Consider the following 17,762-nt stretch of genomic DNA (forward strand, 5'->3'; position numbering starts at 1 on the left):
TTTTTAGCTTGTTAACGGATAATGTTCATGGCCGTGAGGCGGTGAATAAAACAGAATATGCCTGGCGGCAAGAGCGCGGTGGTCCCACCTGACCCCATGCCGAACTCAGAAGTGAAACGCCGTAGCGCCGATGGTAGTGTGGGGTCTCCCCATGCGAGAGTAGGGAACTGCCAGGCTTCAATTTAAAAACCTGCTAAAGCAGGTTTTGTTGTGCTGATATGGCTCAGTTGGTAGAGCGCACCCTTGGTAAGGGTGAGGTCCCCAGTTCGACTCTGGGTATCAGCACCAGTTATTCGGTAGAGTTCGGCAAAGAAAGAATTTGCCTGGCGGCAAGAGCGCGGTGGTCCCACCTGACCCCATGCCGAACTCAGAAGTGAAACGCCGTAGCGCCGATGGTAGTGTGGGGTCTCCCCATGCGAGAGTAGGGAACTGCCAGGCTTCAATTAAGAAGAACCCTCAGCGAAAGCTGGGGGTTTTTTGCTTTATAAGCCCTTATCCGGCCCGTTATTCTGCAGCCATACACCTCCCGTCCTGCGAATACAGGCATGCTTCAGCCGCTGCCTGGCCCCTGTAACCCGCACTATACTCGCCCACACCACACTCACCCGGTACACTGCACTGCACATCCTTAGTAGGTATTTTACTTTTCTGATAAATGCATCAGTATATATTTTGAACACATAAGCCGTGCTACCCGCGCACAGTCGTGAAACATTTTCACCTTCTGGATGCAGACTCGACATTTTCCTCAATCCTGGTTATTGTTGGCTGTCTGGATGTCTAAACGTTTAAACGTATGCAGTGAGGATATAAGGTTATGCCAATTCGGGTGCCTGATGAGTTACCAGCAGTTAACTTCTTGCGGAATGAAAATGTATTTGTGATGACATCATCACGTGCACGAGGACAGGAAATCAGGCCACTTAAGGTTTTGATTCTTAATCTGATGCCGAAGAAGATCGAAACGGAAAACCAGTTTTTGCGTTTACTCTCCAACTCACCGCTGCAGCTGGATATCCAGTTATTACGTATCGATCACCGGGAATCCCGTAATACACCGGTAGAACACCTCAATAACTTCTATTGTGATTTTGAGGATATACGCCACGACAACTACGATGGCCTGATTGTCACCGGTGCACCTCTTGGCCTGGTAGAATTCAATGATGTGGCATACTGGCCGCAAATCAAACAGGTCCTGGAGTGGGCAAGAGAGCATGTTACCTCTACCTTGTTTGTCTGTTGGGCGGTACAGGCAGCACTTAATATCCTCTACAATATCCCGAAACAGACACGCGAAGAAAAGCTGTCTGGTGTATATGAACACCATATTCTGCAACCCCACGCTCTGCTGACGCGAGGGTTTGATGATTCATTTCTGGCACCACACTCACGCTATGCTGACTTCCCGGCATCAATGATTCGTGACTATACCGACCTGGATATTTTTGCCGAATCTGAAGGTGGAGATGCTTACCTGTTTGCCAGCCGTGATAAGCGCCTTGCATTTGTTACTGGCCACCCAGAATACGATGCCGCGACACTGGCAAACGAATATTTTCGTGACATTGAAGCCGGGATCGCGCCGGTAATACCGCACAACTATTTCCCCAACAACGATCCACAAAATAAACCCCGTGCTACCTGGCGTAGCCACGGTAATCTGTTGATCACCAACTGGCTGAACTACTTCGTTTACCAGATAACGCCATATGATCTGAGCCATATGAATCCAACGCTCGATTAACTAAAGCGTTTCAGCATGTTATCAGGCACCTTCGGGTGCCTTTTTTATTTATGAAATTCACTTCCTGCATATTAATAAATTTAATTCATTATTAAACAATGAGTTAAATTAAAATAAAATCAAAAATGGAAATTGTTTTTGATTTTATATAAAACTGGATTAGGCTTATTCTTGCTGGGTGAAAAGTACACAACAGTGCTTCTCACCCTTCATGGGAGCGCGTTGGCAAGGCAAAATCCGGAGGACAGTGACATGACACAACCAACGATAACAGAAGAAATTATTTTTAATCAGCAATTTACTGAAAAGGAAAGACAGGTATTAACGCCAGATGCCGTGGCCTTTCTCAACGATCTGGTGAGTACATTCACGGATCAACGTAATGATTTGCTGGCTGAGCGGGTTAAAGTTCAGCAGGAAATTGATAACGGAAAGCTGCCTGATTTTATTTCGGAAACTGCTTCCATAAGAAATTCTGACTGGGTAATCCGTGGAATTCCGGCAGATTTGCAGGACCGCCGCGTAGAAATTACCGGCCCCGTTGAACGCAAAATGGTGATCAACGCACTCAATGCCAACGTCAAAGTCTTTATGGCAGACTTCGAAGACTCACTGGCGCCCTCCTGGGAAAAAGTTATCGAAGGGCAAATCAACCTGCGTGATGCTATCAATGGCACAATCACCTGGACCAATGAGAATGGCAAAATCTACCAACTTAAGCCCGACCCGGCGGTACTGATTTGCCGGGTCAGAGGCCTGCACTTGCCAGAAAAACATGTCACCTGGCGCGGCGAAGCGATTCCGGGCAGCCTGTTCGATTTTGCGCTCTACTTTTTCCACAACGCCGAAGCGTTGCTGGCGAAAGGTAGTGGGCCTTATTTCTACCTGCCAAAAACTCAAAGCTGGCAGGAAGCGGCCTGGTGGAGCGAAGTATTCAGTTATACGGAAGACCGCTTCTCACTGCCGCGCGGCACCATTAAAGCCACATTGCTGATTGAAACGCTTCCGGCTGTTTTCCAGATGGATGAAATTCTCCATGCGATGCGTGACCACATTGTTGGCCTGAACTGTGGCCGCTGGGACTACATTTTCAGTTATATCAAAACCCTGAAAAACCACCCGGACCGCGTGTTGCCAGACCGCCAAAGAGTCACGATGGATAAACCATTCCTGAGTGCCTATTCCCGCCTGCTCATTAAAACCTGCCACCGGCGCGGCGCTTTTGCCATGGGCGGCATGGCGGCATTTATTCCCAGTAAAGACAGCGAACGCAACAACTGGGTGTTGAACAAAGTCAAAGCAGACAAAGAGATGGAAGCCACCAACGGGCATGATGGCACCTGGATTGCTCACCCGGGCCTGGCAGACACCGTTATGGCGGTCTTTGACAACGTGCTGGGTGGCAACCGCAACCAGCTCGCTATCACCCGCGAACAGGACGAGCCCATCACCGCAGAACAACTGCTCGAGCCCTGCCCGGGAGCACGTACCGAAGAAGGCATGCGCGCCAATATTCGCGTGGCTGTGCAGTACATCGAAGCCTGGATCTCCGGCAACGGTTGCGTCCCGATTTATGGCCTGATGGAAGATGCAGCAACGGCAGAAATTTCCCGTACCTCAATTTGGCAGTGGATTCACCATGAGAAAACCCTGAGCACCGGCCAGCCCGTAACCAAAGACCTGTTCCGCCAGATGCTTGCCGAAGAGATGTTAGTGATTCAGGAAGAACTGGGTGACCAGCGCTTCTCACAAGGGCGCTTTGATGAAGCCGCCCGGCTGATGGAACAAATCACCACATCAGATGAGCTGATCGACTTCCTGACGTTGCCAGGCTACCGCTTACTGGCCTGACCGCCTCTGAATTGCTGGCGGCGAACAAACCTAATGAGGCGAAATCGCTGTAACAAATTGCACCTGGTTTGCCAGGTAAACAAGACAAATGGAGCACTGCAAATGACCCTTACCCGTACCCAACAAATCAAACAATTAGAACAAGAATGGCAACAACCGCGCTGGGAAGGCATCCGCCGCCCTTATAGTGCTGAAGACGTCGTGAAACTGCGTGGTTCCGTGAATCCGGAATGCACACTGGCACAACTGGGAGCGGCGAAACTGTGGCGTCTGCTTAATGGCGAATCCAAAAAAGGGTATGTAAACAGCCTGGGCGCACTGACTGGTGGCCAGGCATTACAACAGGCCAAAGCGGGTATTGAAGCGGTTTATCTTTCCGGCTGGCAGGTCGCCGCCGATGCCAACCTGGCTTCCAGCATGTATCCGGACCAGTCGCTCTACCCGGCGAACTCGGTGCCATCGGTAGTTGATCGTATCAACAACACCTTCCGCCGTGCCGATCAAATTCAGTGGTCTGCGGGTATCGATCCGGAAGATCCACGTTATATCGATTACTTCCTGCCGATCGTTGCGGATGCCGAAGCGGGGTTTGGTGGCGTACTTAACGCCTTTGAACTGATGAAATCGATGATTACCGCAGGTGCCGGGGCCGTTCACTTTGAAGACCAACTGGCCTCGGTGAAAAAATGCGGCCATATGGGTGGCAAAGTGCTGGTACCCACCCAGGAAGCGGTTCAGAAACTGGTTGCCGCGCGCCTGGCTGCAGATGTAATGGGCGTGCCCACTCTGCTGGTTGCTCGTACAGATGCCGATGCCGCCGATTTGCTCACCTCAGATTGTGACCCATACGACCAGACATTTATTACTGGCGAACGCACCAGCGAAGGGTTCTATCGCACCCAGGCAGGGGTGGAACAGGCTATCAGCCGTGGCCTGGCGTATGCACCGTATGCCGACCTGGTGTGGTGCGAAACTTCTACACCAGACCTGGAGCAGGCACGCCGTTTTGCCGATGCCATTCACGCACAATTCCCTGGCAAGTTACTCGCCTACAACTGTTCGCCTTCCTTCAACTGGAAAAAGAACCTGGACGACAACACAATTGCCCGCTTCCAGGAAGAGTTGAGCGCCATGGGGTACAAGTTCCAGTTCATTACCCTGGCGGGGATCCACAGCATGTGGTTCAACATGTTTGACCTTGCCCATGCCTATGCTCAGGGCGAAGGCATGAAACATTACGTGGAAAAAGTACAGCAACCTGAATTTGCTGCTGGTAAAGAGGGTTACACCTTTGTGTCGCACCAACAAGAAGTGGGCACCGGCTATTTCGATAAAGTAACCAACATTATTCAGGGTGGTGCATCGTCTGTGACCGCACTGACTGGCTCAACGGAAGAAGCACAGTTCTGATTTCCCGTCACTTCCTCCGGGAATCGGTGCGGGTGGGCAGGATGCTCACCCGCATTTCTCTTTGTGCGCTATTTTTATCAGGAGATACTTATGTCTCGTGGGCTGGAATTGCTGATAGCACAGACCATTTTGCAAGGTTTTGACGCGCAATATGGCCGTTTTCTTGAAGTGACCTCCGGGGCACAGCAGCGCTTTGAACAGGCCGACTGGCAGGCGGTTCAACAGGCGATGAAACAGCGAATTAACTTATACGACCACCATGTCGGGCTGGTGGTTGAGCAGTTACGCTGTATTACTGAAGGCAAAGCCACAGACAGCGCATTTCTGTTGCGGGTAAAAAAAGAGTACACCGCATTGTTGCCAGACTACCCACGGTTTGAAATAGCTGAAAGCTTCTTTAACTCTGTTTACTGCCGCCTGTTCGAGCACCGTTCTCTCACGCCTGATCGCCTGTTTATTTTCAGTTCCCAGCCGCCACAACGTTTTCGGCCAAATCCACGCCCACTGGCGAAACAGTGCATTCCCCATCATGGCTGGCAGGCACTGCTCACCACCTTATTAACTGACTTACCTTTACGCCTGCCCTGGCAAAACTTGCCACGGGATGTGGGCTACATTCTGCGTCATTTGCGGGAAACATTAGGGGAAGAGGTGCTGGCAGGGTGCTCGCTGGATGTCGCGACAGAACTGTTTTACCGCAATAAAGCCGCGTGGCTGGTGGCAAAACTGGTACAACCCGGTGGGGATATCTTGCCATTTCTATTACCCATACACCGTACACCAGACGGGCAACTGGTCATTGATACCTGCCTGACCAACCCGGGCGATGCCAGTATTGTTTTTGGCTTCGCACGTTCTTATTTCATGGTTTATGCACCACTGCCTGCGGCGTTAGTCGAGTGGCTGCGCGGAATTTTGCCGGGCAAAACCACGGCTGAACTCTATATGGCGATAGGCTGCCAGAAACACGGTAAAACAGAAAGCTACCGCGAATACCTGGAGTATGTGAACCACACCAGCGAGCAGTTTATCGAGGCTCCGGGTGTGCGAGGAATGGTGATGCTGGTGTTCACCTTACCGGGGTTTGACCGGGTGTTTAAAGTGATTAAAGACCAGTTTGCTCCCCAGAAAGAGGTGAATGAAGAGCGGGTACGCGCCTGCTACCAACTGGTAAAAGAACATGACAGAGTCGGGCGCATGGCCGATACCCAGGCCTTTGAAAATTTCGTTATCGATAAACGCCAGATAAGCTCGGCGTTATTACAATTACTGCGGGAAGAAGCCCCCAAAAAAGTCACCGAAGAGGGGAACAACATCATCCTGGAGCATCTGTATATTGAACGCCGTATGGTGCCGCTGAATATTTGGCTGGAACAAGTGGAAGGCCAGGCCCTGCGGGATGCAATAGAAGAGTACGGTAACGCGATTCGCCAACTGGCTGCCGCGAATATTTTCCCCGGCGATATGCTGTTTAAAAACTTCGGCGTCACCCGCCACGGGCGCGTCGTGTTTTATGACTACGACGAAATTTGCTACATGACCGAAGTGAATTTCCGGGATATTCCCCCGGCCCGTTATCCGGAAGATGAACTGTCAGGTGAGCCCTGGTATAGCGTTTCTCCGGGGGATGTTTTCCCGGAGGAATTCCGCCACTGGTTATGTGTTGACCCGCGCATTGGGCCATTGTTTGATGAAATGCACGGGGATTTATTCAGGGCTGAATACTGGCGTACCCTGCAGGCGCGGATCCGCTCAGGCCATGTGGAAGATGTCTATGCTTACCGGCGTAAACAGCGCTTTAACCAGCGCTATGGCGATGCAGTGGAAAGCCCGCACACACCGCCACGAAAAAATGAAAGGGCAGCCTAGCGCTGCCCGCCCCACGCCAGTGTCAGCTCGCGCGTGGCTTTAATCACCATTGCGCCTAACTCAGTGACGCGGTCGTCGGTAATCCGGGATATCGGGCCGGAAATCGAAATCGCGGCAAACGGCTCTTTGTGTTCATCATACAGGCAGGAGGCAATGCAACGCAGGCCCAGTGCATGCTCTTCGTCATCGAACGAGTAGCCCCGCTTGCGGATTTGCAGCAGGTCCTCTTTCAGCAGTACCGGGGATGTCAGTGTTGCGGGCGTATAGGCGTGCAGCCCCTGGCGGTGCAGTAACCCGGAAACCTGGTCTTCATTTAAATTAGCCAGGAACGCCTTACCTGCGCCGGAAGCATGCATCGGCAGTTTCCCACCAATAGGGGCCGACATCCGCATTAACTGCGTGCACTGTACCTGGTCAATAATAATGGCCTGGTGGTCGCTCATATCCAGCACAGCCAGGTTAACGGTTTCTCCGGATGCTTCCATCAGCTTGCGTAGTTCCGGGTGAACAATGGCCAGCAGGTTGCGGCTCTGCAAAAAACTGCTGCCAACAATAAACGCATGTGCGCCAATCGCCCAGTGGCCTAATTCACCTACCTGGCGAACAAAACCCTGTTGTTGTAATGTAGTTAGCAGGCGGTGCGTGGTGGAGTTTGGCAAACCAGCCTGCTGAGCCAGCTCTGTCAGCGCCACATTGCTTCCTGACTCCGCTATCCACTCCAGCAGTTTTAAACCGCGCGTAAGGGACTGCACCTGGCCGGTTGCTGGAGCGGGAGCTGCCGCTGCAGAACGGGGTTTCTTCCCGCGTTTTGCCGGAACCGCTGTTGCCATGATGGCCTCCTGTTTCTGTATCGTGGAAATTGTTTTCGTTTTATTTAACGATAATGCAACTGAAAAAAAACTGCCAGATATTATCAACCTGAACATGTCTCATGTCTGGCTACTTTTCCCCTGACACAACTTGTGCCAGTATGGTCTGCTGGTCTTTTCGCCAGCAGCACCGCGTTAATCAGAAGTTGGGAGTCAGAGTGAGCAAGCAGGTCGAAACACTTCATCAGGCGTTAGAAAAACGCATTCTTATCCTGGATGGTGGTATGGGTACCATGATCCAGAGCCACCGTCTGGAAGAACAGGATTACCGGGGCGAGCGCTTTGCCGACTGGCCCTGCGATGTCAAAGGCAACAACGACCTGCTGGTATTGAGCCGTCCGGCGCTGATTGCTGATATCCACAACGCGTATTTTGCTGCGGGCGCAGATATTGTTGAAACCAATACCTTCAACTCCACGACCATTGCGATGGCTGATTACCAGATGGAGTCCCTTTCGGCAGAAATTAACTATGAGGCGGCTCGCCTGGCTCGCCAGTGTGCTGATGAGTGGACAGCCCGCACACCAGAAAAACCGCGCTATGTCGCCGGGGTGCTTGGCCCGACAAACCGTACCGCGTCTATCTCGCCTGATGTTAACGACCCGGCTTTTCGTAATATCACCTTTAATCAGCTGGTGGACGCCTACCGTGAATCTACCCGGGCGCTGGTTAACGGCGGTGCAGACCTGATTCTGGTTGAAACCATCTTCGATACGCTGAATGCGAAAGCCGCGATTTATGCCGTAGAAACCGAGTTTGAAGCGCTGGGCGTTGAATTGCCCATCATGATTTCCGGCACAATTACCGATGCCTCGGGCCGTACTTTATCAGGCCAGACGACCGAAGCATTTTACAATGCCCTGCGCCATGCTTCACCGCTCTCTTTTGGCCTGAACTGCGCCCTGGGGCCGGATGAACTTCGCCAGTATGTCGCTGAGTTATCCCGTATTGCAGAATGTTATGTCACCGCACACCCGAATGCCGGGTTGCCCAATGCGTTTGGTGAATATGATTTAGATGCCGCTGAAATGGCTCGCCAGATAAAAGAATGGGCACAGGCTGGTTTCCTCAACATTGTCGGGGGTTGTTGCGGCACCACACCTGAACATATTGCGGCCATGCATGAAGCCGTTTCCGGCGTTGCGCCGCGTAAGCGCCCGTCGCTGCCGGTAAACTGCCGGTTATCCGGCCTTGAGCCGCTTAATATTGGCCCGGAAACCTTGTTTGTGAACGTGGGTGAGCGCACCAACGTCACCGGGTCCGCTAAATTCAAACGGCTTATCAAAGAAGAGAAATACGGTGAAGCACTGGATGTTGCGCGCCAGCAAGTAGAAAACGGCGCACAAATCATCGACATCAACATGGACGAAGGCATGCTGGATGCCGAAGCGGCCATGGTGCGCTTCCTGAACCTGATTGCCGGTGAGCCCGATATTGCCCGGGTACCTATCATGATTGACTCATCCAAATGGTCAGTTATTGAAAAAGGCCTGCAATGCATTCAGGGCAAAGGCATTGTCAACTCTATCTCCATGAAAGAAGGCGTGGACATCTTCATTGAACACGCCCGCCAGGTACGCCGTTACGGTGCGGCTATGGTGGTGATGGCCTTTGATGAAACCGGCCAGGCCGATACCCGCGAACGTAAGATTGAAATCTGCCGCCGGGCTTACCAAATCCTCACTGAGCAGGTGGGGTTCCCGCCGGAAGACATTATTTTCGACCCGAATATTTTTGCCGTTGCCACCGGGATTGAAGAGCACAATAACTATGCACTGGATTTTATCGGTGCCTGTGAAGACATCAAACGCGAATTGCCTCACGCCCTGATCTCTGGCGGTGTTTCCAACGTTTCGTTCTCTTTCCGTGGCAATGACCCGGTGCGTGAAGCTATTCACGCCGTGTTCCTCTATTACGCCATTCGTAACGGCATGGACATGGGGATTGTGAATGCCGGGCAACTGGCAATTTACGACGATCTCCCTGCTGAACTGCGTGACGCCGTGGAAGATGTGGTACTGAACCGGCGCGACGACAGCACCGAGCGTTTACTGGAATTAGCCGAAAAATACCGTGGCAGTAAAACCGATGACAGCGCCAATGCCCAACAGGCTGAGTGGCGCAGTTGGGAAGTGGTGAAACGCCTGGAATACGCCCTGGTTAAAGGTATTACCGAGTTTATTGAGCAGGATACAGAAGAAGCACGCCAGAATGCCGACCGGCCTATTGAAGTTATTGAAGGCCCGTTAATGTCTGGCATGAATGTGGTGGGTGACTTATTTGGTGAAGGCAAAATGTTCCTGCCGCAGGTGGTGAAATCTGCCCGGGTAATGAAACAGGCTGTCGCCTATCTTGAACCTTTCATTCAGGCCAGCAAACAGGCCGGTACCAGTAACGGGAAAATCGTTCTCGCAACGGTTAAAGGTGATGTGCACGATATCGGTAAAAATATCGTTGGTGTGGTGTTGCAGTGTAATAACTACGAAATCATCGACTTAGGCGTAATGGTGCCGACAGAAAAAATTCTGAAAACAGCACGCGAACAGAATGCCGATATTGTTGGTTTATCCGGGCTGATAACCCCGTCACTGGATGAAATGGTGAATGTGGCAAAAGAGATGGAGCGCCAGGGGTTCACCATCCCGCTGCTAATTGGCGGCGCGACAACATCCAAAGCGCACACTGCGGTTAAAATTGAGCAAAACTACAGTGGGCCAACGGTCTATGTACAGAACGCGTCCCGCACTGTTGGGGTGGTTTCATCACTGCTTTCCGCCACCCAGTATGGCGACTTTGTGGCCCGGGTGCGTAAAGAGTACGAAACTGTGCGTATCCAGCATGGCCGCAAAAAGCCCCGCACACCGCCGGTGACCCTGGCTGCAGCCCGGGAAAACGACCTCGCTTTTGACTGGGAATTGTATACGCCGCCTGTTGCTCACCGTTTGGGGGTTCAGCCTGTCAGCGTGGGTATCGATACGCTGCGTAACTATATCGACTGGACGCCTTTCTTCATGACCTGGTCGCTGGCCGGTAAATATCCCCGCATTCTGGAAGATGAAGTGGTGGGCGAAGAAGCGCAGCGCCTGTTTAAAGATGCCAACGACATGCTGGATAAGCTGGTGGCAGATAAGTCCCTGACACCACGTGGTGTAGTTGGCCTGTTCCCGGCAAACCGGGTTGGGGACGACATTGAAATCTATACCGATGAAAGCCGCTCCTCAGTAAAAGTAGTCAGCCACCATTTGCGCCAGCAAACAGAAAAAACCGGTTTCGCCAACTATTGCCTGGCAGACTTTGTGGCACCGAAATCCAGTGGTAAAGCAGATTACCTGGGCGCTTTTGCTGTAACCGGCGGGCTGGAAGAAGATGCACTGGCCGCGGCCTTTGACGCACAGCATGATGACTACAACAAAATCATGGTGAAAGCGGTATCTGACCGCCTGGCGGAAGCCTTTGCCGAATATCTCCATGAACGCGTGCGCAAAGTGTACTGGGGTTATGCACCGGAAGAGAACCTGAGTAACGAAGAGTTAATTCGGGAAAACTACCGCGGTATTCGCCCGGCACCGGGTTACCCTGCCTGCCCGGAGCATACTGAGAAAGCCGCTATCTGGGAACTCCTGGATGTTGAAACCCACACTGGAATGAAACTCACAGAATCTTACGCCATGTGGCCGGGAGCTTCTGTTTCAGGCTGGTATTTCAGCCACCCGGATAGCAAGTATTTTGCTGTTGCCCAAATTCAGCGTGACCAGGTGGAAGATTATGCCCGGCGTAAAAATATGTCTGTTGAAGAAGTTGAGCGCTGGCTGGCCCCGAACTTAGGTTACGATGCAGATTAGTATTGCCGAGTAATTGAACTGGCTATTCCGAATTAAAGCGAGTGGTATGTTGCATACTGCTCGCTTTATTTTTTGCATCATTCCCGGTGCTCAATATTCATGAACCGTTACACCAAAGCTTCGGCTGTTTTCAGATGTGTCCTGTGGCCCGCTCAATCTCTTCTGCTGCCTGTAACAACAAATCTTCACGCCCTCTTAGGGCCAGCAGCTCTACACCTATTGGGTAACCAGCAGTGCTCAGGCCAGCCGGAAGGCTGATTGCTGGTGCGCCGGTCACTGCAGAGATCAACGCGTTGCTGCCTTCCTGGAGTTCACCCAGCCTGACAGGCGGGTGCCGCACTACAGGAAACGCCAGCAAGTTAATCTGTTGGTGGGTAAAAAACTGCTCCAGTTGTAGGTAAAGCGCTTCCTGGCGCTGTTGCACTTGCGGGTAAGAATCGCTGTCTGTGCCTGGGTGCTGTGCACGGGTTTTCAGTACCGTTTCCAGTTGTGGGTGGTACAGGCCCGAGGCCGCTATTTCGGGGAGCGTGTGGTACTTTGCCTGGGGTTTATCGACCAGCCAGCCTGCCAGTGCATCAGCAAATTCCCAGGCAATAATATTCGCCTCTGCGGCCAGGCTTGCCAGTTGCGGCCAGCTCACATCCTGTGGCATAAACGGGGCCAGAGCTTTACGCACACACTGGTTTATTTCTGTTTCCTGTGGAGCAAAACCTTCCTGCCAGAAGCCAATCCGCAAAGATTCATTAGGTTCTGCAAACACCCTGCCACTCAGTATCTCGGTTGCCAGGCGTAAATCTTGCGCTGAACGAGCCAGCGGCCCGGGGATATCCTGAGTTGGCGACAGTGGCACGATACCCTGCGTGCTCAGTGCTCCTCGCGTCATACGCAGCCCCGGCAGGCCATTAAATGCCGCAGGAATACGAACCGAACCCGCAGTGTCCGTACCTATTGCCAGGGGGACATAGCCTGCGGCAACAGCAACGGCAGAGCCGCTACTGGAGCCACCTGGCGATAACCCTTCAACCCACGCGTTATGGGTGAATCCACTCAGCGAAGAGGCTCCGGTTATTCCGGCAGCCAGTTCATGCATAGCGGTTTTGCCTATTAAAATCGCGCCTTCATTACGCAATGTCTGTACCAGTGGCGCGTCCTGTGTGGCGATGACTTCACGCATCACCACGGAACCTGCACTGGTGGGCCAGCCTTTTACTTCAATATTATCTTTGATAAGCACCGGAATACCGGCCAGACGGCCTGTATGCCCACCGTGCTGTCGCCGTCTGTCACTTTCCTGTGCCGCGGCCAGGGCTTCATCAGCGAATAGCCAGGTGATGGCGTTATAACGTGATTTGTCCGCCTCAGTAATGCGCCTGAGTGCAAATTCTGCCAGTTCGACGGCGGTCACCGTTTTTTCTGCCAGTGCTTGTTGTAACTCGCTGAGTGACGCAGCCAGGTAGTCAGTGTACTGCATGAATTACACCTCCAAAGGTAGCCATTGCCGGCCAGGTGTTACGCGCCCACATGAACTGCCGGCAAAGTGTGAACTGAACCAGATTGCCTGATGTTCTGCGCACCAGTCTATAACACGTTGGCGTGAGGCAATGGCTTGCGGGAGATCTTCACAAAACCGGGAGTTCCAGTGAGGGTGCTGAAACTGAATGGGGTGGTGCATAACATCACCGGCAAAAATCGCGTGTTCACCGGCACTTTCCAGCACAATGGATGCATGATCCACACTGTGGCCCGGCGTTGAGGTATAACGCAGTACCCCGGCAAACAACGTATCTTCGCGTACATCCACGGCATCCAACTGGCCACTCTCCAGCAGGGGCAGAATGCTGTCGTGGTACAACGCCTGAGCTGCCGGGTTGTTCTGCACATGCGCCAGCTCAGTTGCAGAGCAAACATAACGTGCATTGGGGAACCCTGGCTGCCATTTCCCGTCTTGCAGGCGGGTATTCCAGCCAACATGGTCGGTATGCACATGGGTCATCATCACCAGCGTGACTTCTTCCGGAGTGATGCCGGTTTGTTCCAGGTTGTCCAGGTAAGGCGTTTGCAACTGGTGGAATAGTGGGTTGTTATTCCGGTCGCGCCCGTTCCCCGTTGCGGTATCAACCACAACAGTATGGCTGCCACTGCGCACCAGCCAGCTGTGAATGGAAATATCCGCAGGCTGTTGTACTAACTGGGTGCTCATCTCGCCACTGTGTGCCGCAAACAACGTAGCGCAAGGAAACGCCGCCGTTTGTTCTGTGACTTTTTGAATCACACAGTTACCAATTTGGATAGTCATAACAGGCCCCTTACTTTATGGTGAAAACCAGAGCGCCTGACTATACTTTCCTGAATATAATTAATTAAATTGATTAAATTTATGGAAAGCATCAATGAAAGTGATTTTTCGCGTATTGATCTAAATTTACTGGTTGTTTTGCTGGTGATGTACCGGGTGCGCAGCGTTACTCAGGCGGCCAACCAGCTGTATTTAGGCCAGCCCGCGGTGAGTGCGGCACTAAAAAGATTGCGGGACATGTTTAATGACCCGCTGTTTGTGCGCACCTCACAGGGAATGTCTCCCACACCACGGGCTGAACACCTGGTTAAGCAGTTTGCGCCGCTGATGCAGGGTTTGCACCGCACTATCTTCACGCCAGAACACTTTGACCCGGCGAGTGATGCGCGCAGCTTTACCATTGGCATGAGCGACTGGGTAGAGCACTGGTTAATGCCAGAACTTGTGGCGGAGCTATCGGCCTGCGCACCCCATATTACTATTAAAGTAGTGGCAACTGACCCCTGGCAGGCGGTGCCATTAATGGAGCAGCAACAGGCAGACCTGGCGGTAACGGTGGGCAATGAAACCAGCAGGGATCTCACCCGTGAGAACATCGCCAGCGCCGGTTTTTCTACCCTGTGGGATTACCGGCAAATTCCCTGCCATGCGCCGTTAACGCTGGACACCTTTCTGCGTTATGAGCATGTGCTGGTGTCGTACCGTGGAGCCAGTGAAAGTGCGCTGGATAGCGAGCTACAACAACGGGGCCGGGCGCGCCGTGTACGTTACGTCACGCCGAATTTTTCTGCACTACCGTTGTTGCTGCGCCGTTTGCCGCTGTTCGCCACAGTCCCACAAGGGCTGGTTCATTCATGGTGTGAGTTATATGGCCTGCAGGCGGCTCCGGTACCAGTAAACATGCCGGATTATACGTTGTCGCTGTTGTGGCATAACGCCCGCCACGAAGACCCGGCCAGCCGTTGGCTGCGCACTACGGTGCAAGAATGCATTACCAGTAAACTCGCGGCACAGAGCGCACGAGTCACCAGGCCTGGTTAGCAGGCCTGCGGGGGAGGGCAAAGCCAGGCACGTCTGCCCATGCTTTTGCCCCTTGTCTTTTCTTTACAAGCCAGCACATATACTGATTAATCAGGTTGCTATGAAATGGTACAAGACCGGTGGGTATAAACCCCGGCTGACAATAAAAAAGGAGTGCCTTTGCTGACATTACTTCATTTGCTTTCGGCGATTGCCATGCTGGTATGGGGAACACATATTGTGCGAACCGGCGTGATGCGCGTGTTTGGCGCGCGTTTACGCAGTGTGCTCAGTGGCAGTATTTCACGTAAACCCATGGCGTTTTGCGCCGGTATTGGTGTTACAGCCCTGGTGCAAAGTAGCAACGCAACAACGTTACTGGTGACATCGTTCGTTTCACAGAACCTGGTGGCCCTGGCACCTGCACTGGTCATTGTGCTGGGAGCCGATGTTGGGACCGCGCTGATGGCACGAATTCTGACATTTGACCTTTCCTGGCTGTCACCGTTACTGATCTTTATTGGCGTTATCTTTTTCCTTGGCCGTAAACAAACACGGGCCGGGCAACTGGGGCGGGTGGGGATTGGCCTTGGGCTGATTCTGCTGGCACTGGAGTTGATTGTGCAGGCGGCCACACCTATTACTCAGGCCTATGGCGTCAAAGTGATTTTCGCCTCGCTGACCGGCGATATCTTGCTGGATGCGTTAATTGGCGCGGTGTTTGCGATTATCAGTTACTCCAGCCTGGCGGCAGTATTGCTGACTGCCACATTAACCGCAACAGGCGTTATCGCTTTCCCGGTCGGGCTTTGTCTGGTGATTGGTTCAAACCTGGGTTCCGGCATTCTGGCGGTGATTAACAACAGTGCCGCCGTACCCGCTGCACGCCGGGTTGCGCTGGGGAGCCTGTTATTCAAACTGATTGGCAGCCTGTTGGTACTGCCCTTTGTGCATGTCCTTGCCCGGGGAATGCAGCACCTGCCAGTGTCTGATTCAGAACTGATCATTTACTTCCATGTGTTTTACAACCTGATTCGTTGCCTGGCGATGCTGCCTTTCGTGGACAGCATGGCGCGGTTGTGCAGTACGCTGGTGAAATCGCCTCCGGAGCTGGATAACAGTGTGCGGCCGAAGCACCTGGACAGCTCCGCCCTGAGCACCCCAGCGCTGGCGCTAGCGAATGCTTCGCGGGAAACCCTGCGCATGGGCGACCGTGTGGAACAAATGCTCGCTTTGTGGCAAAGAGAACTGAAAGGCGAACCGCGGCTGGAAAAGATATTGCGTAACCAGGCGGAAGAGGTCGATGTTCTGCATAACGCCATCAAGCTGTATTTAGCCCGTATTCCGCGGGATGAGCTGGCCGAAGAGGAATCCCGGCGTTGGGCGCATATCATTGAAACATCCATGAACCTGCAGCAGTCTGCTGAAATTATTGAACGCATGGGGATTGAGGTGGCAGATAAATCGTTGTCTGCCCGGCGGGCATTCTCGCCACAAGGTATGGAAGAGCTGGACAGCCTGATAAACCAACTGGAAGAGAACCTCAAACTGGGGGTTTCAGTATTTTATTCAGGGGATGTGTCCAGCGCCCGGCGTTTGCGCAGGCACAAACACCGCTTGCGGATCATGATTCGCCGCTATTCTCATGCCCATGTTAACCGCCTGCATGAGCAAAACGTGCAAAGCATTGAAACCAGTTCACTGCACCTTGGTTTGTTGGGGGATATGCGGCGTTTGAACTCATTGTTCTGTGCGGTGGCGTACACGGTGCTGGAACAACCTGACGACGACGAGCGTGAAGAGAGTTAATTGCCCGCCAGGCCATATTGCGCCTGGCGAGTAACTCAACAACAGCCCCGGAAATCGGGGTTATTTTGGGGCTTCTGTTTTCTGTTTGACCGGCTTTCCGGACCAGTAACCCGCCAGCAACGACCCGGACAGGTTATGCCACACGGAAAACAGAGCGCCGGGCAACGCAGCCAGCGGGGTAAAGTAAATTTTCCCCAGCGCCGCAGCCAGGCCAGAGTTCTGCATGCCAACTTCCAGCGCCAGGGTACGGCAGGTGGATTCGTCGAAGCCAAACAGCCGCCCGCCCCAGTAACCGCCTAATAACCCAATCGCGTTATGCAGAATAACTGCCACAATCACCACCAGGCCAACCGAGGCTATATTTGCCGCGCTACCTGCCACCACTGCAGTAATAATGGCGAGAATACACACCATTGAGAACGCGGGCAGCCAGGGCTCAACGGCTTTCACCAGCCGGGGCAGAGTGTGGTGAATCACCAGGCCCAGTGCAATCGGGATGATGACAATTTTCAGAATACTCAGCAGCATGCCAGCGATATCCACCTGAATATCGGCCGCGACATACAGCCGGGTGAGCAACGGTGTGGCAAATACGCCCACCAGAGTGGAAACAGACGAAATAGTGACAGACAACGCCACATCGCCTTTTGCCAGAAAGATCATGACATTCGAAGCCGTACCACTGGCAACACTGCCAACCAGAATCATCCCGGCAGCCAGGTCAGGTGGCATATGAAACAGTTTTGCCAGTCCCCAGGCGGCCAGTGGCATAACCAGGTAATGCAGGAAAATCCCGGCAGCAACCGGGGCAGGGCGTGACAGCACACGTTTAAAATCATCCACCTTCAGGTGCACGCCCATGCCGAGCATAATCAGCATTAACAACGTAGTGACCCAGGGGCCAATGGGCGTGAAAGTGGTGGGCGTGTAATACGCCATAACAGAAAGCAGTACGGCCCAAAGTGGGAACAGCCGCGTTAGAACGGTTAACATGGTTTTTCCTTGCAGGTTGTTGTGTTTATAGTGTTTTTATTGGGTGTTTCTGATGT

The 17,762-nt window shown here is 52.8% G+C and carries 11 protein-coding genes, 1 tRNA gene and 2 rRNA genes; 10 read left to right on the plus strand and 4 right to left on the minus strand.

From position 1 onward, the window contains the following. The first annotated feature begins 60 nt into the window (after positions 1–60). The 7 genes from rrf (DT73_RS01485) (at position 61) to aceK (ending at position 6,877) form a co-directional block, all read left to right on the plus strand. Positions 61–176, plus strand: a 5S ribosomal RNA gene (gene rrf, locus DT73_RS01485). Positions 177–212: 36 nt separating this feature from the next. After that, positions 213–288 (plus strand) — tRNA-Thr (locus DT73_RS01490). A gap of 34 nt (positions 289–322) precedes the next feature. Then, positions 323–438, plus strand: a 5S ribosomal RNA gene (gene rrf / locus DT73_RS01495). 379 nt (positions 439–817) lie between these two features. Further along, positions 818–1,747 (plus strand): homoserine O-succinyltransferase, encoded by a 930-nt coding sequence (metA, locus tag DT73_RS01505; protein ID WP_036102924.1) that lies wholly within the window; start codon positions 818–820, stop codon positions 1,745–1,747. Between the two features lie 252 nt (positions 1,748–1,999). Next, positions 2,000–3,598: a malate synthase A gene (gene aceB / locus DT73_RS01510; RefSeq protein WP_036102926.1), complete on the plus strand. Its 1,599-nt coding sequence runs from the start codon at positions 2,000–2,002 to the stop codon at positions 3,596–3,598. Between the two features lie 102 nt (positions 3,599–3,700). Next, complete coding sequence (gene aceA, locus DT73_RS01515; protein ID WP_036102929.1) at positions 3,701–5,008, plus strand: isocitrate lyase; 1,308 nt, start codon at positions 3,701–3,703, stop codon at positions 5,006–5,008. Between the two features lie 90 nt (positions 5,009–5,098). Further along, positions 5,099–6,877, plus strand: coding sequence for a bifunctional isocitrate dehydrogenase kinase/phosphatase (gene aceK / locus DT73_RS01520; RefSeq protein WP_036102931.1), 1,779 nt, complete (start codon positions 5,099–5,101; stop codon positions 6,875–6,877). Here aceK and iclR read toward each other — a convergent pair. Next, positions 6,874–7,707 (minus strand): glyoxylate bypass operon transcriptional repressor IclR, encoded by an 834-nt coding sequence (iclR, locus tag DT73_RS01525; protein ID WP_036102933.1) that lies wholly within the window; start codon positions 7,705–7,707, stop codon positions 6,874–6,876. The two genes, aceK and iclR, sit on opposite strands and share 4 nt — an antisense overlap. A 197-nt stretch (positions 7,708–7,904) precedes the next feature. Between iclR and metH the strand changes: the two genes are divergently transcribed. Beyond that, positions 7,905–11,588: a methionine synthase gene (gene metH, locus DT73_RS01530; RefSeq protein ID WP_036102994.1), complete on the plus strand. Its 3,684-nt coding sequence runs from the start codon at positions 7,905–7,907 to the stop codon at positions 11,586–11,588. 130 nt (positions 11,589–11,718) lie between these two features. Here the strand turns inward: metH and DT73_RS01535 are convergent, their stop codons facing one another. Together DT73_RS01535 and DT73_RS01540 are read right to left on the minus strand one after the other, a co-directional pair. Further along, the gene (locus tag DT73_RS01535; RefSeq protein WP_036102940.1) at positions 11,719–13,059 is read right to left on the minus strand and encodes an amidase; all 1,341 of its coding nucleotides are present in this window, start codon (positions 13,057–13,059) and stop codon (positions 11,719–11,721) included. Between the two features lie 3 nt (positions 13,060–13,062). Beyond that, entirely contained in the window at positions 13,063–13,884 is an 822-nt protein-coding gene (locus tag DT73_RS01540; protein WP_036102948.1) for an MBL fold metallo-hydrolase, read from the minus strand. A gap of 81 nt (positions 13,885–13,965) precedes the next feature. Here DT73_RS01540 and DT73_RS01545 point away from each other — a divergent pair, with 81 nt between their 5' ends. Next, positions 13,966–14,925: a LysR family transcriptional regulator gene (locus tag DT73_RS01545; protein ID WP_036102950.1), complete on the plus strand. Its 960-nt coding sequence runs from the start codon at positions 13,966–13,968 to the stop codon at positions 14,923–14,925. A 159-nt stretch (positions 14,926–15,084) separates the two neighbouring features. Continuing rightward, positions 15,085–16,713 (plus strand): Na/Pi cotransporter family protein, encoded by a 1,629-nt coding sequence (locus DT73_RS01550; protein WP_036102952.1) that lies wholly within the window; start codon positions 15,085–15,087, stop codon positions 16,711–16,713. A 60-nt stretch (positions 16,714–16,773) separates the two neighbouring features. On the opposite strand, the gene panS is transcribed toward DT73_RS01550, so the two are convergent. Further along, the gene (gene panS / locus DT73_RS01555) at positions 16,774–17,706 is read right to left on the minus strand and encodes a ketopantoate/pantoate/pantothenate transporter PanS (RefSeq protein ID WP_036102953.1); all 933 of its coding nucleotides are present in this window, start codon (positions 17,704–17,706) and stop codon (positions 16,774–16,776) included. Positions 17,707–17,762: the final 56 nt, after the last annotated feature.

The sequence above is a fragment of the Mangrovibacter sp. MFB070 genome (genome assembly GCF_000705335.1).
GTDB lineage: Bacteria > Pseudomonadota > Gammaproteobacteria > Enterobacterales > Enterobacteriaceae > Mangrovibacter > Mangrovibacter plantisponsor.